The 25,495-nt window shown below is 59.1% G+C and carries 23 protein-coding genes; 15 read left to right on the forward strand and 8 right to left on the reverse strand.

All coding sequences use genetic code 11. The features are described 5' to 3' along the window. Positions 1 to 2 precede the first annotated feature (2 nt). The 3 genes from OQ287_RS13455 to OQ287_RS13465 form a co-directional block, all read right to left on the reverse strand. The gene (locus OQ287_RS13455; RefSeq protein WP_265896780.1) at positions 3 to 1,265 is read right to left on the reverse strand and encodes an ABC transporter permease; all 1,263 of its coding nucleotides are present in this window, start codon (positions 1,263 to 1,265) and stop codon (positions 3 to 5) included. A gap of 56 nt (positions 1,266 to 1,321) precedes the next feature. Continuing rightward, entirely contained in the window at positions 1,322 to 2,404 is a 1,083-nt protein-coding gene (locus tag OQ287_RS13460; RefSeq protein ID WP_265896781.1) for an extracellular solute-binding protein, read from the reverse strand. A gap of 96 nt (positions 2,405 to 2,500) precedes the next feature. Next, the gene (locus OQ287_RS13465) at positions 2,501 to 3,664 is read right to left on the reverse strand and encodes an ABC transporter ATP-binding protein (protein ID WP_265896782.1); all 1,164 of its coding nucleotides are present in this window, start codon (positions 3,662 to 3,664) and stop codon (positions 2,501 to 2,503) included. Positions 3,665 to 3,879: 215 nt separating this feature from the next. On the opposite strand from OQ287_RS13465, the gene OQ287_RS13470 reads away from it, so the two are divergent. From OQ287_RS13470 to OQ287_RS13490, 5 genes are all read left to right on the forward strand, one after another. After that, positions 3,880 to 4,377: a C40 family peptidase gene (locus tag OQ287_RS13470; RefSeq protein WP_250938380.1), complete on the forward strand. Its 498-nt coding sequence runs from the start codon at positions 3,880 to 3,882 to the stop codon at positions 4,375 to 4,377. A gap of 16 nt (positions 4,378 to 4,393) precedes the next feature. Then, positions 4,394 to 5,281, forward strand: coding sequence for an RsiV family protein (locus tag OQ287_RS13475; RefSeq protein WP_265896784.1), 888 nt, complete (start codon positions 4,394 to 4,396; stop codon positions 5,279 to 5,281). A gap of 80 nt (positions 5,282 to 5,361) precedes the next feature. Then, positions 5,362 to 6,972: a BCCT family transporter gene (locus OQ287_RS13480; protein ID WP_250938376.1), complete on the forward strand. Its 1,611-nt coding sequence runs from the start codon at positions 5,362 to 5,364 to the stop codon at positions 6,970 to 6,972. Between the two features lie 93 nt (positions 6,973 to 7,065). Then, the gene (locus OQ287_RS13485; RefSeq protein ID WP_250938374.1) at positions 7,066 to 7,884 is read left to right on the forward strand and encodes a sugar phosphate isomerase/epimerase family protein; all 819 of its coding nucleotides are present in this window, start codon (positions 7,066 to 7,068) and stop codon (positions 7,882 to 7,884) included. A 27-nt stretch (positions 7,885 to 7,911) separates the two neighbouring features. After that, complete coding sequence (locus OQ287_RS13490) at positions 7,912 to 8,355, forward strand: DUF4174 domain-containing protein (RefSeq protein WP_265896786.1); 444 nt, start codon at positions 7,912 to 7,914, stop codon at positions 8,353 to 8,355. Between the two features lie 6 nt (positions 8,356 to 8,361). On the opposite strand, the gene OQ287_RS13495 is transcribed toward OQ287_RS13490, so the two are convergent. Continuing rightward, positions 8,362 to 9,585, reverse strand: coding sequence for a glycosyltransferase (locus OQ287_RS13495; protein ID WP_265896787.1), 1,224 nt, complete (start codon positions 9,583 to 9,585; stop codon positions 8,362 to 8,364). A gap of 220 nt (positions 9,586 to 9,805) precedes the next feature. Between OQ287_RS13495 and hpxO the strand changes: the two genes are divergently transcribed. From hpxO to OQ287_RS13510, 3 genes are all read left to right on the forward strand, one after another. After that, positions 9,806 to 10,978, forward strand: a complete 1,173-nt coding sequence (gene hpxO, locus OQ287_RS13500; protein ID WP_265896789.1) for an FAD-dependent urate hydroxylase HpxO — start codon at positions 9,806 to 9,808, stop codon at positions 10,976 to 10,978. An 89-nt stretch (positions 10,979 to 11,067) separates the two neighbouring features. Further along, on the forward strand, positions 11,068 to 11,970 hold the full coding sequence (locus OQ287_RS13505; protein WP_265896790.1) for a ribokinase: 903 nt from the start codon (positions 11,068 to 11,070) through the stop codon (positions 11,968 to 11,970). 41 nt (positions 11,971 to 12,011) lie between these two features. Beyond that, positions 12,012 to 12,656 (forward strand): DUF938 domain-containing protein, encoded by a 645-nt coding sequence (locus OQ287_RS13510; RefSeq protein ID WP_250938365.1) that lies wholly within the window; start codon positions 12,012 to 12,014, stop codon positions 12,654 to 12,656. A gap of 2 nt (positions 12,657 to 12,658) precedes the next feature. Here the strand turns inward: OQ287_RS13510 and OQ287_RS13515 are convergent, their stop codons facing one another. Next, positions 12,659 to 13,750 carry an App1 family protein gene (locus OQ287_RS13515; protein WP_250938364.1) on the reverse strand — a complete coding sequence of 364 codons (1,092 nt, stop codon included), beginning with the start codon at positions 13,748 to 13,750 and terminating at the stop codon, positions 12,659 to 12,661. A gap of 236 nt (positions 13,751 to 13,986) precedes the next feature. On the opposite strand from OQ287_RS13515, the gene OQ287_RS13520 reads away from it, so the two are divergent. From OQ287_RS13520 to OQ287_RS13550, 7 genes are all read left to right on the forward strand, one after another. Continuing rightward, a complete protein-coding gene (locus tag OQ287_RS13520) occupies positions 13,987 to 14,694 on the forward strand; it encodes a DUF3581 family protein (protein ID WP_250938363.1) in 708 nt (235 codons plus the stop codon). Positions 14,695 to 14,945: 251 nt separating this feature from the next. Continuing rightward, entirely contained in the window at positions 14,946 to 16,499 is a 1,554-nt protein-coding gene (locus tag OQ287_RS13525; RefSeq protein ID WP_250938362.1) for an ABC transporter substrate-binding protein, read from the forward strand. A gap of 59 nt (positions 16,500 to 16,558) precedes the next feature. Beyond that, complete coding sequence (locus OQ287_RS13530; RefSeq protein WP_265896791.1) at positions 16,559 to 17,608, forward strand: ABC transporter permease; 1,050 nt, start codon at positions 16,559 to 16,561, stop codon at positions 17,606 to 17,608. Then, on the forward strand, positions 17,605 to 18,564 hold the full coding sequence (locus OQ287_RS13535; protein WP_265896792.1) for an ABC transporter permease: 960 nt from the start codon (positions 17,605 to 17,607) through the stop codon (positions 18,562 to 18,564). Before OQ287_RS13530 ends, OQ287_RS13535 begins: the two co-directional genes overlap by 4 nt. Before the next feature lie 4 nt (positions 18,565 to 18,568). Then, a complete protein-coding gene (locus OQ287_RS13540; RefSeq protein WP_250938359.1) occupies positions 18,569 to 19,561 on the forward strand; it encodes an ABC transporter ATP-binding protein in 993 nt (330 codons plus the stop codon). Beyond that, positions 19,548 to 20,612, forward strand: coding sequence for an ABC transporter ATP-binding protein (locus OQ287_RS13545; RefSeq protein WP_265896793.1), 1,065 nt, complete (start codon positions 19,548 to 19,550; stop codon positions 20,610 to 20,612). Before OQ287_RS13540 ends, OQ287_RS13545 begins: the two co-directional genes overlap by 14 nt. Positions 20,613 to 20,831: 219 nt before the next feature. Then, the gene (locus OQ287_RS13550) at positions 20,832 to 21,743 is read left to right on the forward strand and encodes a LysR family transcriptional regulator (protein WP_250938357.1); all 912 of its coding nucleotides are present in this window, start codon (positions 20,832 to 20,834) and stop codon (positions 21,741 to 21,743) included. Between the two features lies 1 nt (position 21,744). On the opposite strand, the gene OQ287_RS13555 is transcribed toward OQ287_RS13550, so the two are convergent. The 3 genes from OQ287_RS13555 to OQ287_RS13565 all read right to left on the reverse strand — a co-directional run bounded on the left by OQ287_RS13555 (position 21,745) and on the right by OQ287_RS13565 (position 25,492). Then, positions 21,745 to 23,121: a DEAD/DEAH box helicase gene (locus OQ287_RS13555; RefSeq protein WP_250938355.1), complete on the reverse strand. Its 1,377-nt coding sequence runs from the start codon at positions 23,119 to 23,121 to the stop codon at positions 21,745 to 21,747. Positions 23,122 to 23,313: 192 nt separating this feature from the next. After that, positions 23,314 to 24,405 carry a M42 family metallopeptidase gene (locus OQ287_RS13560; RefSeq protein WP_265896794.1) on the reverse strand — a complete coding sequence of 364 codons (1,092 nt, stop codon included), beginning with the start codon at positions 24,403 to 24,405 and terminating at the stop codon, positions 23,314 to 23,316. Positions 24,406 to 24,481: 76 nt separating this feature from the next. Next, complete coding sequence (locus OQ287_RS13565) at positions 24,482 to 25,492, reverse strand: TIGR00341 family protein (RefSeq protein ID WP_250938351.1); 1,011 nt, start codon at positions 25,490 to 25,492, stop codon at positions 24,482 to 24,484. Between the last annotated feature and the right edge of the window lie 3 nt (positions 25,493 to 25,495).

Genomic DNA, 25,495 nt, shown 5'->3' on the forward strand with positions numbered 1-25,495 from the left:
CGTTACCCCAGTTTGACCTTGTCCACACCGATCAACCGGTTGTAGACGAGATAGCAGATGATGACCACGAACAGCAGAATCGAGGCAATGGCAGCGGCCAGCCCCCAGTTGAGCGAGGTCTGCATGTGATAGGCAATCAGGTTCGTAATGAAGCGGCCGCTTTCGCCGCCGACCAGTGCCGGCGTGATGTAGTATCCGATCGACAGGATGAACACCAGAATCGAACCGGCCCCGATCCCGGCCACCGTCTGCGGGAAATAGACGCGTCTGAAGGCGGTTACCGGCCCGGCCCCGAGCGACCTGGCTGCACGCATGTAACCGACAGGAATCGTCTTCATGACCGAGTAAAGCGGCAGGATCATGAAGGGCAGCAGGATATGAGTCATTGCCACGATCGTACCGGTCTTGTTGTAGATCATCTGAAGCCGTTCATCGTTACCGATGACATGAAGGCTGACCAGGATATCGTTGAGTACTCCCTGCTGCTGCAAAATGGCAATCCAGGTGGTGGTACGCACCAGCAGTGACGTCCAGAACGGCAGCAGCACCAGAATCATCAACAGGTTGCCCTTGCCCGCCGGCAGGGTAGCCAGCAGGTAGGCCACCGGATAGGCCAGCACCAGGCACAGCGCCGTGATCAGCATGCTCATCCACAGGGTACGAACGAACAGCTTCACATGCAGCTGCAGATAGCCGGGCTTCTCGACAATATTGCCGTTGGGGGCGTACTGCATGTCGATCGCCGACAGGTAATACGATAGCGTCCAGGGGCGGGCCTCGCGCTGTATCATCCGCCACAGGTCATGCTCGCCCCAATCCCTGTCCAGCGAAATCATTGCCGCCTTCCAGGGAGGGCCCTCGAGACGCCCCAGCTTTCTGGCCGATCCCATCAGGGTGGAGCGCATGCCGGAGTACTGATAATTGAGCCTGGAAGCTACTCGCCCGATCGAGCGATCGGCATAACCGGTTTCAAGGTCCTTGTACAGCGCGGCATATACCGGCTCACCCGGCAGCCCCTGCCCGTCCCAGTCGGCGATGGCGCGTGAGGTAAGCGGCAATCCCTGACTGACCTCGGGGTTATCGATACTGCGCCACAGCATGCTGCCGATCGGCAGGACAAAAGCCACTATCAAAAAGGCAACCAGCGGCAGCACCAGCATCAGGGCACGAAGTCGGTGGCGACGCACGGCATGTTCAAGGCTCGCCTTGAGGGGGCGACCATCCGCGGTCGTCAGCCCCTCCGGCGTATCGGAAGGTAGTGTCATGAGAGTCTCCTCGATCCGGCGGTCAGCCCCGTCATGCGACGGGGCCGTGGGCAGGGTTAGCTGGACAGCCAGGCATTGAAGCGCTGGCTCAGCTCATCGAGGTGGTCGGCCCAGAAGGCATCATCCTTGCGAATGGCCGTCTTGAAGTTGGGCCCATAGGTAGGCATGTGCGGCTTCATGTCGATATCGGTGCCATCCATCGTGGACACCAGTGCCGAGGATGACTTGCGCGCCGGGCCATAGGAGATGTATTTGGCCTGATTGGCCAACTGAGGCGTGGCGGTGGCAAACGCCAGGTAATCCTTGACCCTGTCGAGCTTGCCAGCGGGCACAACCCAGCCATCAAGCTCGAAGACCTGAGCATCCCAGATGATATCGAACGGCTGATTCTCATTGACGGAAGCGTTGAAAATACGGCCGTTATAGGCCGATGCAAACGACACTTCCTTGTCTGCCAGCAACTGCGGCGGCTGGGCACCTTCCTCCCACCAGATTACGTGATCCTTGATGGTATCGAGCTTTTTGAACGCTCGCTCCACCCCTTCCTCGGTAGAAAGCACTTCATAGACATCGTCCGGTGCCACGCCATCGGCTACCAGAGCCCATTCCATGTTGTTGATCGGCTTTTTCTGCAGGGCCCGTTTGCCGGGATAGTTTTCAAGATCAAAGAGCGCCTTGATGGAATCCGGCTCCTTGTCCTTCGGGAACATGCTGGTATTGAAGGCCAGAATATTGGAATAGACGATCTGCGGTACAAAGCACTCGCCAAGCGAGTTATCCAGAAAATCCTTGCTGGGTGGGGTGCCATCCGGCGCCGGCTCCAGCACCTTGTCGGCATCAATGATGTCGATCAGCCCTTCATCACAGGCAATGATGGCATCGGAAGGCAGCATATCGACGACATCCCAGGTCACGTTGCCGGCCTGATTCTGCGCTCGAAGCCCCGCCAGCGCATTGGCGGACTTGTCGATGTTGACGATTTTATCGCCGGTCTTTTTCATCCAGGGATCATGGTAAGCCTTTTGCTGGCTGTCACTGTAGGCTCCCCCCCAGGACACGATGTTCAATGTCTGCGCCTGCGCCAGGCCGGACAGGGTCAGACTTGCCAGTACGGCGGTTGCAATCGTTGTCTTTTTCATGCCTTTACCTCAACGCTGTTATTTATTGTCTTTGTGTCAAGCGGTGGCCGCGCTGCCGCACGGTGGTCATGATGGTGATACGTTACATACCTCGCGTCAGTGAGTGGGTGTCTGGCCGTCCAGCGCCCGGCAATTCTGTCGTGACCAGCCAATGGACAGCGTCTGGCCCGGACACAGGGTGCCTACGTCTTCATTGTTGGGTGTCTTGATGGAAAACTGCTGCCCACCGAAGGCACTGACGTGTGCGCGCAGATGATCCCCCAGATAGATCACTTCATCGACAGTGGCCTCGAACACGTTATCCAGACTTCCGGCACCAGCGCCCAGGGCAATCCGCTCGGGCCGAATGGACAGCGTGGTTCGCTCTCCGGGCTGGGTTACTGCCACGGCCATGGCCTCGATTTCCTCGCCGGAATCGATGCGCACCCGGCAGACATCGCCATCAATGGACAGTACCTCACCGGCCAGGCGATTGTTTTCACCGATAAAGCCCGCCACAAAGGCATTTTCCGGTCGCTCGTACAGGTCACGCGGGCTGGCCAGCTGCTGCACGACGCCGTCACTGAACACGGCAATCCGATCCGACATGGTCAGGGCTTCGCTCTGATCATGAGTGACATAGATCATGGTGACGCCCAGTCGATCATGAATCCGCTTGATCTCGAACTGCATTTCCTCACGCAGGTTCTTGTCCAGTGCGCCCAGCGGTTCATCCATCAAAACAAGCTCGGGTTCGAACACCAGCGCTCGCGCCAGCGCTACCCGTTGCTGCTGTCCTCCGGAAAGCTGGCCGGGGCGCCGGTCGCCAAACTCTCCCAGACGCACCATGTCGAGGGCCTTTTGAACCTTCTCCTTCGTTTCCGCCTTGCCTGTTCGGCGCACATCCAGCGGGAAGGCCAGATTTTCAGCGACGGTCATGTGAGGAAACAGGGCATAGTTTTGAAAGACCATACCGATGCCACGCCTGTGCGGTGGCAGGTCAGTGATGGGCTGATCCTTGAGCAGGATGCGACCATGGGTAGGGGTTTCAAATCCGGCCATCATCATCAGGCAGGTGGTCTTGCCGGAGCCGGAGGGGCCCAGCAGGGTAACGAATTCGCCTTTTTGAATATCGAGGTTGAAATCCTTTACGACCAGCGTTTCGCCGTCGTAGCTTTTCTGTACATTGATGAATCGGACAAAGGAGGAGGATGATCGGGAGTGGTCAGAGGCCGTCGGCTCCTGATCGGGAGAGGCATGAGGTTCAACGGTTGCCTGCATGATCGGCAAGCCCTCGTGTCGAGGCCAGCGCCACGGCTGACCGTGAGTGAGCGATGAATGGCGCACCATGCATCATGTTGTTATTTATTGTGTCTGCTTCACGTCACTTTTATTCTTTTCACGTACGGTCGATAAAATCAAGTAATGGTTCATGGCGCATTGACCGAATGCGCGAATGAGCATGACGCTCGCCCCCTGCACGGAGCCCGACGCTGATGGCGTTTTCATACACTACTGCAGCCGACCGATCAGGCCAGGCCGTGCGCTGGCTGGCCCTTTTCATGCTGGTGCTGCTGGCCGGCTGTGCCGGTCGCCCAACGCTTGAAACCCGGGATACTGCCAGCCTCAGCATGCAGCAGGCACTGATCGTATCCACGGCCAGAAATGCGCTCGGGGCGCCTTATCAGTGGGGAGGCACCACTCTCAGGGGACTGGACTGCAGCGGCCTTGCACTGCTGAGTTACCGTACTGCCGGCATCGCCCTGCCTCGCACGTCCAATCAACAGTTTCAGGCCCTTCCCCGCCGTGACAGGGCCCAGCCAGGCGATCTGCTGTTCTTCGGCCCCAGGGGCCGGGCAACTCACGTAGGCATCTATATCGGTAACCAGCGAATGGTGCATGCACCAGGCACCGGACGCACGGTACGGGTATCGGATATCACCAAACGCTACTGGCGCCATCACTTTCTGGGCGCCGCCGGCCCCCGGTCCTGAACCACGGAGACTCACCATGATGTATCGCACTGCGGCCCTGCTTGCCGGGCTTGTACTGCTGACAGGCTGCCAGCCCAACCTGTCTGAGGTGACGCGCAGCAACATGCGCGCCTTTCAGACAGCAGAACAGTGGCCGGGAAAATCCAGCATGCCCGGCCAGCTTGCCAACCTGAAAACCAGGCAGATTGCGAATAACATCAAGGATCCCGACTGCCGCAGGGACGAGTGCCCCTCGGTGGATGTGTCCTACTACACATTCCCTGATTATCCCGCCCTGAGCGAGCAACTGCCGCGGGCCATGGCAGCAGCGGCCGGCCACTCGGGTCGACGTACTGCCATCAACACCCTGCCCGAATGGATGAACGACTTCTTTCGCCGGGCCAAGGGGCATCCGGACTGGAGCGCCCAGCTCACTGCCAACCTGCTGGACAGCTACGGACACCTCATCGTCATGGCGCTCAACAGCTATGAATACCAGGGAGGCGCGCGCGGCAAGGCCATCACACGCTATGCCAACTTTGATATACAGCTTCACCGCATGGCCACGCTGGAGGACATGCTGCTGCCCCGGAAAAAAGCCGCCCTTGATGCACTTGTAGAGCGTGCCTACGACCAATGGGCCCGTGATCAGGGGCTTGATCAGGACAAACACGCCGACGCGATTTCCACCGATAATGTGGCACTGCTCCGTGACACGTTGATGATCACCTACCAGGCGGGTGAAGTGGCTCCATACGCTATGGGTCAGATCAATCTATCCCTGTCCTATGACGACCTCGAGGGCATACTGAAACCCGGATACCTGCCGAAAAATGTGAAGGATGACAGCAAAAAGGTGCATTTTGACGATCCGGAAGCACAACAGATTCAGGAGCGGGCACAGAAGATGTCCGGCGAGAAGTAGCGAATCGGCGAGCCAAAAGGTGGCGACCTGACGCCACAAGCGTGTTACAGTGGTCGGTTAATGTCCTGAAAAAGACTCCCATGCCCCACACTCCCGCTCGGGACACCGGCAAGCCTTCGGGCCTGTTCCATGGTGTCGACCGAACCATGGCCATTACCTCGATCCTGATGGTCATCGCCTTCTTGCTGTTTACCGTGCTCTTCCCCGAGACTGCCAATCACAGTTTCAGTGTTGCCATGAGCTTCATCAAACAACAGATGAACTGGTATTACATTCTGGTGATTGCCGGGATGCTGTTCTTTACCCTGACGATTGCCTTCAGCCCGATGGGCCGACTGCGGCTTGGCCGGGATGATGAGCGCCCCGAATTCGGCAACTTCACCTGGTTTGCCATGTTGTTCAGCGCAGCCGTCGGGACGGGGCTCCTGTTCTGGAGCATCGCCGAGCCGCTGAGCCATTTCCAGAGCAACCCCTTTGCCACCATGGAAGGCGTTGAAGCCGGATCGCGACAGGCCGCTGAAGTCGCCCTGCGCATTACGATATTCCACTGGGGTCTACACGGCTGGGCGGTCTATATCACCGTGGGCATGATTCTGGGATATTTTGCCTATCGCCGCGGCCTGCCACTGACGATTCGCTCCACGCTGTACCCGCTGATCGGCGATCGCATCTACGGCCCGATCGGTCATGTGGTCGATCTTCTGGCCATTTTCAGTACTCTGTTCGGTACGGCCACAACGCTCGGGCTGGGCGTTTCCCAGATGAATGCCGGATTGAACTCGCTGTTCGGCATGCCGATCTCGACCACCAGCAAACTGATGCTGATCGGCGCCATCACCCTGCTGGCCACCCTGTCGGTCTGCACCGGACTGAAACGCGGCATCAAGATGATCAGTGAATGGAACATTCATCTGAGCATGATACTGGTGCTGTTTTTCCTTATCGCCGGCCCAACGACCTACCTGCTTGGCCTGTTTTCCACCAGCATCGGCAGCTACCTGTCCCATGCCATCGAGATGAGCTTCTGGGTCGACCCTGATCCCACGGATCAGTGGCAGGGCTGGTGGACGCTCTTTTACTGGGGCTGGTGGCTGTCATGGGGCCCGTACGTCGGCATGTTTGTTGCTCGAATCTCGCGTGGTCGCACCGTGCGCTCCCTGATCCTCGGCGGCATGGGGCTGGCAACGCTTGGCTCACTGGCATGGATCGTGGTCTTCGGCGGTACCGCCCTGCAGGCTCAGCTGACGGGTCAGGTCGATCTGGTCAGTATCGTCAACCAGGACAAGACCCAGGCCCTGTTCGAAACCATCGGCTCCATCGGTGCCCCTTGGGTAACTACCCTGATGACCGGAATCGCCACGGTCATGATCATCACCTGGTTTGTCACCTCGGCAGACTCCGGCACGCTGGTTATCTGTACCATCCTCTCGATGGGCGACGAGCAGCCCCGTACGCTGTATCGCGTAATCTGGGGCATCGGGCTGGGCGCGGTGTCAGCAGTCCTGTTGCTGGCCGGGGGTCTGGAGGCCCTGCAGACAGCCGCCATCATGGCCGCCTTCCCGTTTTCGCTGGTCTTTCTGGTGATGTGCTTTTGCGTGGTCAAGGCCATGCGCGAGGAGACGGATGCCATGGAACTGCATTATACCGGCCAACGGCATACTGACGTGCAGGAGCGCGTTCACAGCCGCTGAATTCGGCGCGCCCGGCCAGAGTCGGGCGCATATTCGCCGGATTTGAACTATCCTGGTTTATTAATCAAGTATTCAACCGGGAGGTAGCTGATCATGCACACCATCGCGACCGTGAGTCTGGGCGGCGATCTGATGGACAAGCTGGACGTTATTGCCCAGGCGGGGTTTGAGGGTGTCGAGATTTTTGAATCGGACATTCACCACAGCCGTGCCAGTACCTTCGAGATCGGTCGCCATATCAAGGCACTGGGCCTCAGGGTCACTGCACTGCAGCCCATGAAGGACGTCGAAGCGACCGGCCATCTCAAGCGCCAGCTTGAGCGCCTGGAAATTCGCTTTGCCATCATGAGTACGCTGGGTACCTCTCTTTTGCTGACCTGCAGCAACACCACTCCACATGCCATCGATGACCCACAGCAGGCCTGTACCGATCTACTGGCCATGGCCGAATTTGCGCAGCAACACGGCTGTCGGATCGGCTTCGAGGCCCTGGCATGGGGTACCCATATCAACAGCTGGCAGCAGGCCTGGTCGCTCGTGCAGCAGGTTGACCATCCCGCGCTGGGGCTGGTGCTCGACAGCTTTCACATTCTTGCCCACGGCGACCCGCTGACACCGCTGGCTGATGTGCCGGGTGACAGGATCTTTGCCGTGCAGTTTGCCGATGCCCCCTGGTTCGAGGAAGAGTCCTACCTGCACTGGAGTCGCCACCACCGATGCCTGCCCTTTGCAGGCGAGCTGAACATGGATGGATTCATTTCGGCACTCCATGACACCGGCTACAAGGGCCCGCTGTCACTGGAACTGTTCCACGATCCGGCCAGCCCGGAAAATGGCCAGGTCCGTGCTGCAGACTGCAAGCGTACACTGAACCGTATTGATGCCAGGCTGGATCCACTGCCTGTCGTGTAACCTCTCGCTGACCGTCTGGAGGATGCCATGAAGCTGTTCGGTTGTTTTCTGTTGCTGACCACTGCCCTGCTGGGCGCCACATCATCGTATGCACGTGAGGCGGCCAATCCGCTGAATGCAGACCAGTGGCAGGCCAGACCGCTGATACTGATCACGCCCTCGGCGGGTAATTCACAATACCTGCGCATGCGTCGGGAGCTGAAGAATCAGCAGGAGGACTTCGACCGGCGGGACATGGTGCTCTACACCATCGAAAGCGGCATTGGTTATCATGACGGCGCGCCAATGACCGACGCTGAGACCAGCGCGCTGCTCAACGATCTCGGCACCACGCCGGACAGTCGCGTCATCGTTATCCTGATTGGCAAGGATGGCGGCAAGAAGGTGGAACAGCGCGGTTATGTCAATCCAGAACAGCTTTTTTCAACCATCGACAACATGCCGATGCGTCAGCGGGAATCCTCTCGATAACCGCTGCTATTTCTCTTCAAGCCATTGTTCGATCAGGTCGCAGGCACGCCGTGTGCCTCCCGCCTGACGAATGGCTTCCCCCATGGCAACGGCCCGCTCGGTAAAGGCCGGTTCATGCATCAGACGTTCAAGTGCCTGCGCCAGCGCGCCGGGACGTGCATGACGAGATAACCGAAGCCCGGTTCCACTTTGATGCACTCTGGCCCCTACCCCGGGCTGGTCGAAGGCGATCGGCAACACCAACTGCGGTCGCCCTGCCGCCAGCGCATCCATGACCGTATTCATGCCGCCATGGGACACCACCACGGAGGCCCGCCCGATCGCCTCCTTCTGATTGACCCGACCATGAACCTCCGCTCCCAGACGCTGCAGCGATGCCACCTCGCGAGCACTCAATCGATCACAGTGAGTTATTTCCAGTGATACACCAGCCCGGGCACAGGCAAGGGCGAGCCGATGAAACATGCGATATCGCCCCCCCTGCAACGTTCCCAGTGATGCATAAATGTGCGGCTGGGCCGGCCGTTCGGCAGCGTTGCGTGTCAGCGTACGGAATGGCCCGGTGCAGGCGAGGTGGGCGGGCGGTTGGTGCCGCGTGAAATCGAGCGCAGCAGGCAACTGACACACACTGCCCAGAGGCGAAAGTGCCTGTTCAAAGCTGCCAATCGGCAGCCGCCAGGCATGACCGTAACGTGCCAGTACCCGCGTACAGGGGCGCATCAACACATCGCTGACCCGGTGACCGCCCTGATTGCGCTTGATGCCTTTTTCGGAGCCATCGCCCGGCCAGCCCAGAAAGGGCGGCGGCAGCGCCGGATCTCGCTCCAGAGGCAGTGCGCAGGCAACGGAAACATAGGGTATCCCCAGCCGTCGTGCGACCAGACCACCCGCCGGCTCCATCTGATCGACCAGCAGCGCCTGAATTCCGGCACCACGAATCAATGCCGGCAGACGCTGGCACAGCGCCTCGGTCATGGCCGCCATATCCTTAACCACGCGATAAAGCTGCGCTCCCCCCGAGGCAGCACGCGCCAGCATGCGCTCGACATCCCGAGGCAGCGGCGAGGCCTGATCCGTCTGCACAAGCTCAAGCGGGGGCGAAACATGGCCACGACACTGGCCCGGCAACAAAAAGGCTACGCGGTGGCCTCGCGTTACCAGCGCCTCCCCCAGCGCCGAGAGCGCCGTAACATGACTGGGGTAAGGCGGACAGATGATTCCAATATACAACTCAACACTCCCTCTACACCGCCAGGACAACCCCTCGTGGCACATTTCATGATGGCATCCAGGCCATGTGATGAGGTTAGTACACCCGCACAGGAGCGCTTGCCGCCCTGCCCGTATCTGACCGATCGGACAGAAAAGCACTGGCAATCCGCTGGACGGTTGGGTAGAACTAAAGGCGTACGCCATTCCAATAACGTCAACAAACGGCGAGAGCAACAACATGACTCCACGTTCCATTACCATCATCGGCGCCGGCATGGGCGGCTTGACCACAGCACTGGCGCTACGGCAGGCCGGACATACAGTTCATGTGTTTGACCGCGTCAGCGCCCTGCGTCCGGCCGGCGCCGCACTGTCCGTATGGTCAAACGGGGTCAAGGTGCTGGCGGCCCTGGGGCTTGAAACACGGCTGAAGGCAGCCAGTGGCACCATGACCCACATGGCTTATGCTGATCAGCATGGCCGGCCACTGACCCATTTCGACATTACACCGCTGTATTCGCGGGTCGGTCAGCCCGCCTGCCCGATTGCCCGAACAGCCCTGCAGACCCTGTTGCTTGAGGCTGTTGGAGAAGACAGGGTGAGTCTGGGAGAGAACTGCACGCACTACACCACCACCGAAACCGGTATCACGGCGCACTTCAATAGTGGGCTGACGGTGGAATCTGACCTGCTGGTCGTGGCAGACGGCACGCACTCCATCCTGCGTAACCAGGCCATGGGCGAGACCATTGAGCGCCGCTACTGCGGTTACGTAAACTGGAACGGTCGTGTACCGGTCACTCCCGAGCTCGGCGATCCCGAGTGCTGGATTCAATACGTTGGCCACGGACAGCGGGTCTCGATGATGCCCATGGGGGAAGTCGATGGCGTGCCGCACTTCTACTTCTTCCTCGATGTCCCCCTTCCGGACGGAACCCCCAACGACCCCGGCCAGTATCGGGCCGAGCTGGCCCGACACTTTGATGGCTGGGCCGAGCCGGTACAGACACTGATTGCCCGCATCGATCCGGCGCACATGGCACGAGTGGAAATTCATGACATTGACCCGCTACCGCGCCTTACCGCCTCCCGGGTCGCCCTGCTGGGTGATGCCGCTCATGGCATGTCGCCTGACCTGGGACAGGGCGGCTGCCAGGCCATGGAAGATGCCTGGGTGCTGGCCCGGGCTCTGGATGACGCTGACACACTGGACGAGGCACTGGCCACCTATGATCATCGGCGGGTAGACCGAGTAGGCGATATTATTCTTCGTGCCCGAAAGCGAGCCGCCACAACTCATGGAAAAATACCGGCACTGACGCACTCCTGGTACCAGGAACTGACAGAAGAAACCGGCGAACACATCATGGCGGGCATGGAAAAAACCATTCTCGGCGGGCCGCTCGTCTAAGCCACATACGGCACTTTCAAGGTGTACACTACCCCTCCTGCACGCCTTCGGGCGTGCTATCCGTTTGCCCTTCAGACACTGGAGTAACCATGGCGCAGCGTCCGACACTTTATAATTATGGCTCCATCAATATTGATCATGTGTACCGCGTCCCTCACCTTGTAAAACCCGGCGAAACGCTGGCCAGTCATGGCTATCAGCAGGTACTGGGGGGCAAGGGAGCCAATCAGTCTCTCGCGGCAGCACGAGCAGGCGGCCGAGTCGCACACTGGGGTCAGCTCAATGAAAAGGACCGCTGGGCGCTTGAACTCATGGACAGCGCCGGGGTCAATATCACGGGCGTGGACCTTGTTGAAGTCCCCAGTGGCCATGCCGTTATTCAGGTTGATGACCAGGCCGAAAATGCCATTGTGCTGTTCGGCGGCGCCAACCAGAGCATGGATGACGCCTTCGTGACACACCGTCTGTCCGATGCCGTGGCCGGTCAGGACTGGCTGCTGCTTCAAAACGAATGCAGCCTGACGGCCGATATCATTCAAAAGGCATGTGCACAAGGCCTGTCAGTGGCATTCAATCCGGCTCCGATGACGCCCGAGGTAGGCAGCATGGCGCTGGAGGAACTGGCCCTGCTGTTTGTCAATCGAGGAGAGGGCGCGGCACTGGTGGGCCTGGATGAGCACGAAGATGCCGAACGCATTCTTGATGCACTGATGGCCAGGTACCCCTCCACGGAAATCGTTCTGACCCTCGGGGGTGAAGGGGCCTATTACCAGAAAGGGACGCAGCGTCTTTTTGAACCGGCCTGCCGTGTGACGGCCGTGGATACGACCGCTGCAGGAGATACCTTTATCGGTTATTTCATGGCGACCCGACTGGCGGGCCAGTCCGATGCGGCGTGCCTGACCCGAGCCACGCGCGCGGCCGCCCTGAGTGTTCAGAAAGAGGGCGCCCATACCAGCATCCCGAGCGCTCAAGACGTCGATACGCCCTGAATCGGACCGATACAGAAGAACCAGGATGGAGACTCATTTTCATGGACTGGACAGACATGGCCTTTCCAACGCCGGAGCCGCGCTTTTCCCACGCCGCTACCCGCCGCAATCGCGGGCCGATTCTTGATGTACTGAAAACCGTGCTGGGCCCGGAAGACCACGTACTGGAGATTGCCAGCGGCAGTGGTGAACATGCCGTGCACTTTGCAGCAGCCCTGCCCGGTGTGGACTGGCAGCCCAGTGACCCGACACCCCAGTCACTGCGTTCGATACAGGCCTGGACCGAACATGAAGGTCTGGGGAACGTTCGCACGCCGATCCAGCTGGACGTCACCCGCGGCCCCTGGGGAGAGGAAACACGTGGCAAGCATGCCATCGTCTGTATCAACATGATTCACATTGCCCCCTGGGAAGCCTCCATTGCCCTGTTCGATCAGGCCACGCGGAGCCTGCTTCCCGGAGGGCACCTGATACTCTATGGCCCGTTCAAGCGGCACGGCCATCATACCTGCGTCAGCAACGAAGGCTTTGATGGACGGCTGCGCCGGGACGATCGTCGCTGGGGCGTGCGCGATCTGGACAATGAAGTCGTGCCACTGGCTACCAGCAACGGCTTCGAGCTGCTGCAGGTGATCGACATGCCCGCCAATAACCTGAGCGTTATCTGGCGGCGCGTCTCGGCGTAATATCAGGTCGCATCGCAGACCGCTTCCATGCCCGCGCGGGAAATATATCCCTTTTCAAACGCATGCCGGGCCATGTCAGCGCTGTGAGACGTCAGAACAAGCTCACAGCCTGCAGCTCCCACTTCCTCCTTGAGCCTTGCAATGGCCTCGTCCCGCTCGGCATTCTTGTGCACGCTTCTGATATAGATGGCACAGATCCGATTAGGATAGCGCCGAACAATATCAGCATAGATTTCCGGGTCCTTCTGGCCACTGTCGCCCACCAGCAGAAACGGCAGGTCATCATAGAGTGCCAGCATGTTTTCGATCAGATGGCTTTTATGATCTTCCGCCTTCTTGGGCAGCGGGTGCTGCAACGTCAGCCCCCATTCACGCAGGAACAATACAGGGCCGGCCGGAATATTGTTGAGGTTGAAAAAGGCTTCCAGTATTTCATAGATGCTCCATGGCCCCCGCGATACATACAGCATCGGCCGCCCCATATTGCCATCCAGCCCCCCATGAAGTGCCTGATAAAGCGGCGCCACGCCCGGAAAGGCCGTACGCTCGTCGGCCTTTTCCATGAACAGGCGATACATCATCTTTACCTTGTTGGCGACGCCTGTGTACATCACGGTATCGTCGATATCGCTGATGACCGCCATGTCGATCGAGGCCGGCGGCACATAGATATCTGCAACGGCCGGCAGGGCACTGCTTTCTCCCATGATCTTGAGCTCGGCCTTGTGCCAGACCGTATCCGAACTCAGCGGTGTGGCAAGCTTCACATGGGCATGAAAGTAACCGTCCTTGTCAGTGGTGACCACGGTTTCACATTGTCCAAGCCGGATCGCCACATCCCGGTTTCCCAGCCCCCAGCGCACCATGCGGCGGACAATGTCGGCCATGTCGCGCAGCACCCCGACCCTTGCCGACATGCCAAGACTCGGTTGGTGAAACACGCGCCCCATCATGAAGACTTCGTTGGCCGAGCCGTAACCTCGGTAGGGGTAAATGACCGTCCCCCCATGGCCGTGGTCACCCTTCACCGGTTTGGCAAGAATTCGCAACAATTTTCTGAACATATGGTGCGCAGCGCGTGAACGTCGAGACATGTTTCTCTCCTTGAGTGCGCCAACAGCACATGAAATGTCAATCTACCGCCTAGGATAGGCAAGGCAGGCCGGTTCTGCTGTAACGGTCTGAAAGAAACAGGAGCCTGCGATATTCAAGCCTGTTCATCGCACCGGTGAAGCCCCACGGGCGGCATGACTCATGGTAGGCTTGTCAAAACAGGGCAACGCACGCTTGCCTACACTGTGTTATGTCACACACAAGGCTTCCGACACGCATGGTTCTTGACGACTTTTACACCGAAGATAATGACGGCCGTCTCATTATCACCGCCGACCAGGCCAGCCGCTTTGCCAAGGAAATGGCAGGCGATTTCAACCCGATCCATACGCCGGGCGCACGGCGTTTCTGTGTTCCGGGTGATCTGCTGTTTTCACTGGTGCTGAATCGCTTTGGTCTGGCGCCCTGCATGACCTTCCGCTTCTGCGGCATGGTAGGCGACAGCGTGCCTCTTTCGTTTGAGGAAGACGGCGATACCATCACCGTATCGGATGCCCGAGGCAAGGTGTATCTCAGCGTTGAGCGCAAGGGCACCCCCACCTTCGATGCCACCGCCATTGCTGCCTTCACTACACGCTATATCGCCTTTTCAGGCCAGAATTTCCCACACTATCTGCAGCCCCTGATGCAGGAACATGGCGTCATGTTCAACCCGCAACGGCCGCTGGTGATTTATGACAGCATGGGATTCTGCCTTGATCGGCTCGATGCAGAAGCCCCGGAACTTCATTTCGACAAGGCCTGGCTGGACGTCAACGGCAAGCGTGGCGATGCACACATGCATTTCGAAATGATGGTGGGTGGCAAGTGCATTGGCACAGGCGAGAAAAAACTGGTCGTCAGCGGCCTTCAGCCCTACTGTGATGACACCATGCAAAGCATTATCTGCGAGTTCAACAAGCTCAAGGCTTCGGCCACCTCATGATACAGGTCAGGCGCCCGGCCCGACCGGAGCGCCTCCTTCCCCCCTTCCCTGTCCTGCCGTTCTTCGTCGCCATTCATCTGACGCATACCGGCATGTCGGTAATTCGATTGTCATCCTGATGGCTCTGCCCGTAGGTTATAAGCGGGGTCGGGCCGACAATAAAAACGCACGCTCGAACCCACGACCACTCGACCAATAACGTACAACTACACGGTGCTGCCCTGACGCAGGGAAACACCCTCGGAGTCGTGATGAAAAAATCGATTGCTGCCCTCGTGGCCGGCGCATTGCTGTCCGGTGCATCTCTGGCCCATGCCACTACCCTGCGCGTCGCTTACGATGCCGACCCGGTTACCATGGATATTCATGAACAGCTTTCCGGCGGCATACTGCAGTTCTCCCATATGGTGTTCGACCCGTTACTGCGGTGGAACAAGCAGCTGGGCTTTGACCCGCGACTGGCCTCTTCCTGGGAGCGCATCGATGACCTGACCATGCGCTTTCACCTGCGCGAAGGCGTCACGTTTCATTCCGGCAACAAGATGACCGCAAAGGATGTGGTCTGGACCTTCAATCGCCTGAAAAAAAGCGGTGATTTCAAGGCTATCTTCGAGCCCTTCAGCGAGATGAAGCAGGTCGATGACTATACGGTCGATCTGATTTCAAAGGCGCCGTATCCGCTGACCCTCAATGCTGCGACCTACATCTTCCCGATGGACAGCAAGTTCTATTCCGGTACCGACAAGAACGGTCACCCGAAGGACGAAATCAAGAAAAGTGCCAACACGTTCGCCTCACGCAACGAATCAGGGACCGGCCCCTTCAAGGTCACCTCACGTCAGCAGGGCGTCAAGGTCGAGTTTGACCGATTCGCCGACTACTGGGACACCGAGTCTCCCGGTAACGTCGATCACCTTGTGCTGACCCCGATCAAGGAAGATGCCACTCGCGTCTCCGCACTGCTCTCTGGCGGCGTCGGCTTCATCGCCCCGGTTCCACCAACGGATCTGGCCCGCATCAAGTCCAACCCGGATACCCACCTGGTTACCATGAGCGGTACGCGTATCATCCTGTTTCACATGAATGAGAAGCGGGTCGAGGCCTTCAAGGACAAGCGAGTCCGTCAGGCCATCGCCTATGCCATCAATCAGGAAGGGATTGCCGCCAAGATCATGAAGGGCTTTGCTACCCCCGCCGCTCAGCTCTCGCCTGAAGGATATGCCGGTCATGATGCTGATCTGGCACCGCGCTACGACGTTGCCAAGGCCCGTGAACTGATGAAGGAAGCCGGCTATGAAGATGGTTTCACCATCACCATGATGGCGCCCAACAACCGGTATGTGAACGATGACAAGATCGCTCAGGCCGTTGCAGCCATGCTGTCTCGCATTAATATTCGAGTGGATCTTAAAACCCTGCCCAAGGCGCAATACTGGCCGGCCTATGATGAGCGTGAAGCCGACATGATGATGGTGGGCTGGCACTCCGACACCGAGGATTCTGCCAACCTGTTTGAATTCCTCACCATGTGTCCTGATGCCGATACCGGCATGGGCCAGTATAACGCCGGTAATTACTGCAACCCTGCAGCCGATGCGCTGGTGAAAAAGGCCAATCTGGAAACCGACCCGAAAACGCGAGCCACCGAACTGCAACAGGTCGAAAGGATGCTGTATGACGATGCGGCCTTCATTCCCCTGCACTGGCAGGATCTGGCCTGGGCTTCGCGCAACAATGTCGAAATCGAGCCCATCCTCAACGTCATGAACTTCCCCTACCTGGGCGACCTGGTCGTCAAGGACTAGCCCTTCGGCCGGCCATCGCGGTGGCCGGCCTTGCCTTTGATTTTTTCAGGTGACATTCCATGATTGCCTTTCTGATTCAGCGCCTGTGGCATGCGTTTCTGGTCATGTTCGTGATCAGCCTGATCAGCTTCTCGATCAAGGGCAGCCTCGGCGACCCGGTCCGGGAACTGGTAGGCCAGAGCGTCTCCGTCGAGCAGCGCAACCTCCTGCGTGAGGAAATGGGACTGAATGACCCCTTGCCGGTGCAATACGGGCGCTTTGCCTGGGACGCCCTGCACGGCGATCTGGGCCAGTCCTACTTCTACAGCAAACCCACCCTCGATGTGATCGTCGAGCACATGCCGGCAACCCTTGAACTGGTGCTGTGTGCCTCCTTGATCATCCTGCTGTTTTCGGTACCTGTAGGCGTATATGCCGCCATCCGGCCGGCCTCATGGCTGGCCAAGACCTGCATGGGCATCAGCGTGGTGGGCATCTCGGTGCCGGTCTTTCTGACGGCCATTGTCTTGATTCAGCTTTTTTCCATCGGAGTACATATCACCCCCTTCCCGACAGATACCGGCTGGGGGACCTGGCTCAACGAGCTGATATCCACCGATGGCGGCCTGCCCTCCTTTGGACGCGGCAACGAGCTGGTGCACCTGTTCGGCACCTGGGACACCGGATTTTTCAGCGTGGATGGCCTGCTGCACCTACTGCTGCCGGCGGCGTCTTTGGCCTCGATCATGCTGCCCCTGTTCATTCGTCTGATTCGCTCGGAAATGCTCGAAGTGCTGCAAAGCGACTATGTCCGCTTCGCCCGCGCCAAGGGGATTTCCCCCGGACGCATCTACTTTCTGCATGCCCTTAAAAACACCATGCTGCCGGTTATCACGGTCGGCGGTGTGCAGATCGGCACCATGGTGGCCTACACCATCCTGACCGAAACCGTCTTCCAGTGGCCCGGCATGGGGCTGATGTTCCTTGAAGCCATTACCCGCAGCGATATTCCGCTGATTGTCGCCTACCTGATGGTGGTGGGCCTGATCTTTGTGGTGACCAACACCCTGGTCGATCTGGTCTACGGCCTGGTCAATCCCACCGTTAAACTGACAGGACAACACGCATGAGCGAGGAGACATCTACCGCGGATCTGCGGGCGCAGATGCCCGGCGCCTGGGCCCGTTTCCGCAAGAGCTATCTGCTGTACAGCTTCAAGCGCGATCCGGTGGCCCAACTGTGTCTACTGATCTTCATCATCATCACCATTGCCGCCTTTGGCGCGCCCTGGTGGGCGCCGACGGATCCCTATGATCTGACCGGCATTGACATCATGAACTCCGAGCTGCCGCCGATGTGGCTCGATGGGGGCGACGCGGCCTTCCCGCTCGGCACGGACGCCCAGGGCCGGGATCTGCTGTCGACCATCCTCTATGGTACGCGCGTTTCACTGCTGATCGGCTTTGGCGCCGTGGCGATGCAGTGCGTGCTTGGCATCCTGTTCGGGCTGCTGGCCGGTTACTTCGGGGGCATCATTGATGCCACGCTGATGCGGCTGGCCGATATTCAGCTGTCATTTTCAACATTGATGGTGGCCATTCTGGTCGGCGCCATTGTCAAGGCGTCCTTCGGTAACCTGATGTTTGGCCAGGTGGCGCTGATCCTGCTGATCCTGATTATCGGCATCGCTGAATGGCCCCAGATTGCCCGCACGGTACGTGCCTCGGTCCTGGCCGAGCGAAGCAAGGAATACGTGGACGCTGCACGGGTCATGGGCTTTCGCGCCCCGCGCATCATGTTCCGCCACCTGCTGCCCAATACGCTCTCGCCGATTTTTGTCATTGCGACGGTGCAGATTGCCAATGCCATCATTTCCGAAGCCGCCCTCTCGTTTCTGGGACTTGGCATGCCGGAAACCCAGCCCTCGCTTGGCTCGCTGATCAAATCCGGCTTTGACTACATCCAGAGTGGTGCCTGGTGGATCACCCTGATCCCTGGTGCCGTGCTGGTGGTACTGGTACTGGTGATCAATCTTCTGGGTGACTGGCTGCGCGACGTCATAAACCCCCGACTGCACAAGGGCTGATACCATGGCACTGCTTGATGTACGACAACTGGATGTACGCTTCTCAAGCCGAGGCAAGGCTGTTCAGGCGCTGAGAGGTATCGATTTTTCACTGGAGCGCGGTGAGCGACTCGGCATTGTCGGTGAGTCCGGCGCCGGCAAGTCAGTGGCTGCCTTCTCGATTCTTAATCTGATTGCCCATCCGGGCTTTATCGCCGGCGGTGAGATTACCTTCGACGGCCATCACCTCAACAGGATGAGTGAACGACAGCTCAGGAAGATCCGTGGCGACCGTATTGCCATGATCTTTCAGGACCCGATGATGACCCTCAATCCGGTACTGACGCTTGGCGCTCAGATGATCGAGTGTCTGAAGGCGCATCGGCGCATCAGTACGCGGGAAGCGAGACAGATCGCGCTGGACAAGCTCAATCTTGTTCAGATTCCTTCGCCGGAACGCCGGCTGGACCAGTATCCCCATGAACTGTCCGGGGGCATGCGCCAGCGCATCATCATCGCCATCGCACTGCTGCTTGATCCTGACCTGATCATTGCCGATGAACCCACTACCGCACTGGATGTCACGATTCAGGCGGAAATCATGGCCCTGCTCACCGAGCTGTGTGACACCCAAAACGTGGCCCTGATGCTGATCACTCATGATCTGGGCGTAGTGTCTCAGGTCACTCGACGAACGCTGGTCATGTATGCCGGGCGCATCATCGAACAGGGTCCGACGCGGGAAATCATCAATGATCCGCAGCATCCCTATACCCAGGGACTGCTTGATGCCCTGCCTCAGATGGCTACCCCAGGCGAGCGCCTGAACCAGATCCCTGGCGCCATGCCCTCACTCAACAATATTCCTCCGGGCTGCGCCTTCAACCCGCGTTGCACCTTTGCCACCGAGCGCTGCACCCGGGAGGTACCCCACTTTGTCAGTACCGGCGGCACCCAGGTCGCCTGTCACATGGTCGAGGCCATGCTGGCCAAGGAGAAAGCCCATGATACCGTCTGAGATAACTCAGCCGACCGACCAGGCCACCACGAGCCCCCGGCACGACCCATCCACCCTGCTGAGCATCCGCGGGCTGCGCAAACGGTTCAATCTGTCAGGCAACTGGCTCGAGCAGCTGCATTTCTCGAAGGGCCGCCTCACTCGTCGACAGGAATACGTGCACGCCATCAACGGCGTTGATCTGGATGTAGCCCGGGGCGAGGCCCTGTGCGTGGTCGGCGAATCCGGCTGCGGCAAGTCAACCGTGGCCCGTACCGTCATGGGGCTGATTTCTCCCAGCGAGGGCGAGATCCATTTTGATGGCACTCGCATCGATCAGCTGTCAGCCCATGCGCTGCTTCCCTGGCGACGGCGCATGCAGATGATCTTCCAGAACCCCTACGCGTCACTGAACCCCCGCATGACCATCAACCGGATTCTGGAAGAGCCGATCACGTTTCATAACCCATCCCTGAACCGTGGTGACGTGCAGGACAAGGTTCAGGAGGTCATGAGCTCGGTAGGCATCGATCCTGAATGGGGAGGCCGCTTCGCCCATGAATTCTCCGGCGGTCAGCGTCAGCGTATTTCCATTGCCCGCGCGCTTGCCGTCGACCCGGAATTCATCGTGGCGGATGAGCCGATCTCGGCTCTGGATGTCTCCATTCAGGCCCAGGTACTGAACCTGATGCGCGATGCCCAGCAGGCACGGGGGCTGACCTATCTGTTCATTACCCATGACCTGGCCGTGGTAGAGCATTTCGCCACGCGCGTGGCCGTCATGTATCTGGGCACGCTATGCGAGCTGGCACCGCGTGACACACTGTTTTCCACCCCCCGCCATCCTTATACCCAGGCCTTGCTGTCGGCCATTCCCCGGCTCTCGGATGGACACCCCACGCCGATTCGGCTGACGGGTGAAGTGCCCACCCCCGTCAACCTGCCATCGGGATGTGTGTTCCATGGACGCTGCCCGTACGCCAATGCGCGCTGCCGCGAAGACATTCCGGCCTTGAAGACCTATGGCGATGCCCGGGTGGCCTGTCATGCCCTGGAGGAGGGACGTCTGTAATTACACTGCCACACCCGGCCCGGCAGATGCGATCAACGACGACGCCTCCTGACCGGGCCGGAAAAACCAGAAAAACTGACCATTCGGTCATATCATGAAGCCACACCATTACTGGCCGATAACGTCCGAGGCTGCACAACCTGCATCCCGGGCGCGGCTGTACGGCACCCGCCAGGTGTCAACGGCCTTGTCCGACAACAACGATAAAGATACGACCCAATGGAAATACGCTGGCTCGACGATTTCATGGCGCTGGCCCGCACTCGCCACTTTTCCCGTGCGGCGGAACGACAACACGTAAGCCAGCCTACTTTCAGCCGACGCATTCGCCTGCTGGAAGAGGCCATGGGCACGACCCTGATCGACCGCCAGACCCTGCCCCTGTCACTGACACCGGCCGGGCAGCACTTTCTGGCCTTTTGCGAAACCGTCAGTGGTGAGCTGGCGCTCACCCGTGAGCGCATTTCGATCCTGACCGATGCTGCCCTCTCACGCCTGAGCCTGGCCGCCGCCCAAAGTCTGTTTACCCACTTTTTCCAGGACTGGGCCGGTTCCACAGGTCTTGAGCCTCTGTTATCGCCGGATCTTCACAGCACCAACTGGATCGGCAGTGAATATCTGGACGCACTGGAGCAGGGCCAGTGTGATGTCGCACTGGTCTACTGGAGCGCTGACCTGTCCTGGGCGGATCGATTCGACAGTGACCGACTACGCTGGCATTCAGTCGGCCGGGAGCGGCTGATCCCTGTCAGTCTGGCGGCGATCACTGACGAGGCAACGCCTCGCTTTGCCCTGCCCGGGACGCCGGAGCAACCCGTACCGGTCATGGCCTACCATCCGCGCAGCTTCATGGCACAGCCCATTGCCGCTCACATGGCTCGCCTGTCACCTACACCACATCTGCTGCCCCTTAATGACAATCTGCAATCGGGCAATGTCAAGACACTGATTCAACAGGGATACGGCATGGGCTGGCTGCCGGCCAGGATGGCCAATGACAAAGGCCTCGTCCGCAGTGCGGACGAGGCCTTTGATGTCGAACTGGATATCAGACTGGTAGCGCTGGCTCGGCCACGCCACTCGGCACTTGAAGCACTGTGGCAGCAGCTTGATCCGTCTCCGGAGGCCTGACTCAGCTCTGACTGGACGAGGAGTTGTTGCCGCCACTGCGACGCGGACGCCGGTTGCGGCTCGGCTGACCACCGGAAGGAGCACCACCGGCGCGATTGCCACTGGCATTACCACCCCCGTTACGCCCGCCGCCGGAAGGCTTGCCACGACCATTACCGCCACCAGCCTTGCGCACCGGCTTCGGACCACGCGGCGGTGACAGCAGCGGATACTGTGCCTTCGCACTGGCTTCATCGAAGTCCGACATGTCGGTTTTGGGCAGATTGGACTTGATCAGGCGCTCGATGCGACGCAGCTGATCCTTTTCTTCACTGTCAACCAGCGAAATGGCCTGCCCCGCCGCACCTGCACGACCGGTACGCCCGATACGGTGCACGTAGTCGGCAGGCGTTGCCGGCAACTCAAAGTTCACGACCTGCGGCAGCTCGCTGATGTCGATACCACGGGCAGCCACATCCGTCGCAACCAGGGCCGTGACGCGCTTGTCCTTGAAGCCTGACAGCGCCTGGGTACGGGCATTCTGGCTCTTGTTGCCATGAATGGCAGCCGCCTCGATGCCTGCCTGCTGCAGACTGTAGGTGACCTTGTTGGCCATGTGCTTGGTGGCGGTGAATACCAGCACCTGCTCCCACTGACGGGCCTTGATCAGGTGAATCAGCGCCGCCGCCTTGGCCGGACGATCCACAAAGAAGGCCGATTGCTCCACGCTCTGAGCAGCGCTGTTGCGCGGCGTGATATCGATCTCGACCGGCTGACGCAGAAAGCCCGACGCCAGTGAGCGAATCTCGCTCGAGAAGGTTGCGGAAAACAACAGGGTCTGACGATCCGTGGGGATCAGCTTCATCAGCTTGCGAATATCATGGATAAAGCCCATATCAAGCATACGGTCGGCTTCATCCAGCACCAGCGTTTCGACGTTATCAAGCCGAACCGCCTTCTGGTTGATCAAGTCAAGCAGACGACCCGGGCAGGCCACCAGAATATCCACGCCCTTTGCCAGCGCATCGATCTGGGGACGGGCACTAACCCCACCGAATACGACGGCGCTGGTCAGCCGGACCGGCAGTGACGCGGCAAACATTTCCACCACTTCACCGATCTGAGCGGCCAGTTCACGTGTGGGTGTAAGAATCAGCGCCTGAACGCGATTGGGCTGGCGCCGTGCGCCATTTTGAAACAGGCCCTGCAGAATCGGCAGGGCAAAGCCTGCAGTCTTGCCGGTACCAGTCTGGGCGGCAGCCAGCACATCGCGGCCTTCGAGACAGACAGGAATAGCCTTTTCCTGAATCGGTGACGGGGTGGTATAGCCTGCACGATCAACGGCGGCAAGCAGCTCAGGGCATAGGCCCAGCTCGGAAAATGACATTGAATCAACCATCTAACGCTCGCCTTCGGGGCAGGCCAGCAAGGGAAAGGGGGACAACAGGAGAAGAGAACTGCAGAAGATGGCCCCGAGCCATCACCAGCACTCAAAACGCAGGTGAAGACGTCCATCATACCGCGTTTTCGGGTTCAGGGATAACGCCCGGCTTTGCCGGGCATTACACGGGCCAGGAAAGGCCCGGAGGCTCTACTCGAAATAACTGAAGGTTTCGCCAGGCGCAATCGTCAGCAGCGTTTCGTAAATCAGCCTGATCACATTCTCGACATCATCACGGTGCACCATCTCGACCGTGGTGTGCATATAACGCAGCGGCAGGGCAATCAATGCCGATGCCACACCCTGGTTGCTGTAGGCGAAGGCATCGGTATCGGTGCCTGTCGCCCGCGAGGAAGCAGAACGCTGGAACGGAATGCCGTGGGTTTCAGCCGCGCTGATGATCCTGTCACGCAGGCGCTGCTGCACCGCGGGCGCATAGGTAACCACCGGGCCATCCCCCATTTTCAGGGTGCCCTGGGTCTTCTGCTCGATCATGGGAGTGGTGGTATCGTGGGTGACATCGGTCACGATGGCCACATCAGGCTTGATGCGCTCGGCGATCATCTGTGCGCCACGAAGCCCCACCTCTTCCTGCACCGAGTTGACGATATACAGGCCAAAATCAAGCGTCTTGCCATTTTCCTTCAGCAACCGTGCGACCTGGGCAATCATGACCCCGCCAATACGGTTGTCCAGGGCACGGCACACGAACTTGTTTTCGTTGAGGATAAAGAACTCGTCCGGATACGTAATGATGCACCCGACGTGCACGCCCAGCGCCTCAACCTCGTCTCGCGTCGTGCACCCCACATCAACAAAGATATTGTCGATCTTGGGCGCCTGTTCCTTGCTGCCATTGCTTCGGGTGTGAATCGCCGGCCAGCCGAACACCCCCTCGACCACCCCGTCACGGGTATGGATATTGACCCGCTTGGATGGTGCAATCTGATGATCACTACCGCCGTTTCTGACTACGTAGATCAGGCCATTGTCGGTAATGTGATTAACGTACCAGGAAATCTCGTCGGCATGGCCTTCGATCACGACCTTGTATTTGGCCTCGGGATTGATCACGCCCACCGCAGTGCCGTAGGTATCGGTAAAGAACTCATCCACATATGGCGTGAGATAATCCATCCACAGCTTTTGACCGGACCATTCCTGGCCAGTGGGCGATGCGTTGTTCAAATAGCGTTCCGTAAAGGCAAGCGCCTCATCATCAAGCGGTCTTGAATCTGCCATAACCGGTAGTGTCCCTGTCAGTGAATCGTCATTTGATTCTGGCGTGTTGTACGCCGATGTGCAAAATACGAAGGCGTTACAGCAGGCTGAAGTTCACGTTACTGCCAGACAGCCACAGAAAGAGCCCGGCCACGACCGCCAGTCCCGCAGACACGCCCAGCGCCAGCTTGACAGACGTGCCGCGTGACTCCGTATCCCAGCGCTTGGGACGGATACCCTTCAATAGAAACACGACCTGTGCCGCCAGATTGATGGCGATGATGTTTACTACCACCGACACCAGAGCCCGCCCGCCGGAAAGGTAGTTGCCATCACCAATGAACAGACCGAAGGCCGCCAGCGGCGGCAGCAGCGCAGCAGCCACCATGACGCCGACCAAAGCCGACATCTTGCCACCAGCGACCATCAGCGCTGCGGCCGCGCCGGAAGCCAGGGGCAACATCAGAGTCTGCAGGCTCATGACACCGGAGAAGTTCATCATCTGGTTGTCCGGAGTTGCTCGATACAAAAACCCGAGCAGGATGCCGACGGCGATCGAGACTCCCAGCCCGGCCAGCAGTGACCGTGCTGCAATCCACAGCAGTTCAAGGTTGCCCAGTGTCGAGCCGAAGGCGAAGGCAAGAATGGGGCCCAGCAGCGGTGCAATCACCATGGCCCCGATGACGACGGCCACCTGCCCCTGATTCAGGCCGATCGCCGCCACACAGGTGGCCAGGGCGGTCATCAACAGATAATCACGCGTCAGTGTGGCGCCGCTACGTATATCGCCATAAATCTCTTCCCGCGCACTGGCGGTATTCTTTTGCTCCAGGCGCTCCTGCTCATCCTCATCATCGACTTCCGGCAGGTTGGCCTCGGTAGCCAGCGAGAACAACCGCCAGTCATCCTTGCCCTTCAGTGCTTCGCCCAGCGCGTCCATGACCTCCTGAGATTCAGCCTGATGCAGGGCGACATAAAACGTGACCCGCTCACCCCCTCCGGCCGGCGAGTTTTTCCACCACTCCTCGAGTTCCAGCTTTTCGAAACATGATGTGATGGTGTCCGAATCATCCTCGGAGGCAATCAGTTGAATCAATCGATTGGACATACT

The sequence above is a fragment of the Larsenimonas rhizosphaerae genome (genome assembly GCF_026240105.1).
Classification (GTDB): Bacteria; Pseudomonadota; Gammaproteobacteria; order Pseudomonadales; family Halomonadaceae; genus Larsenimonas; species Larsenimonas rhizosphaerae.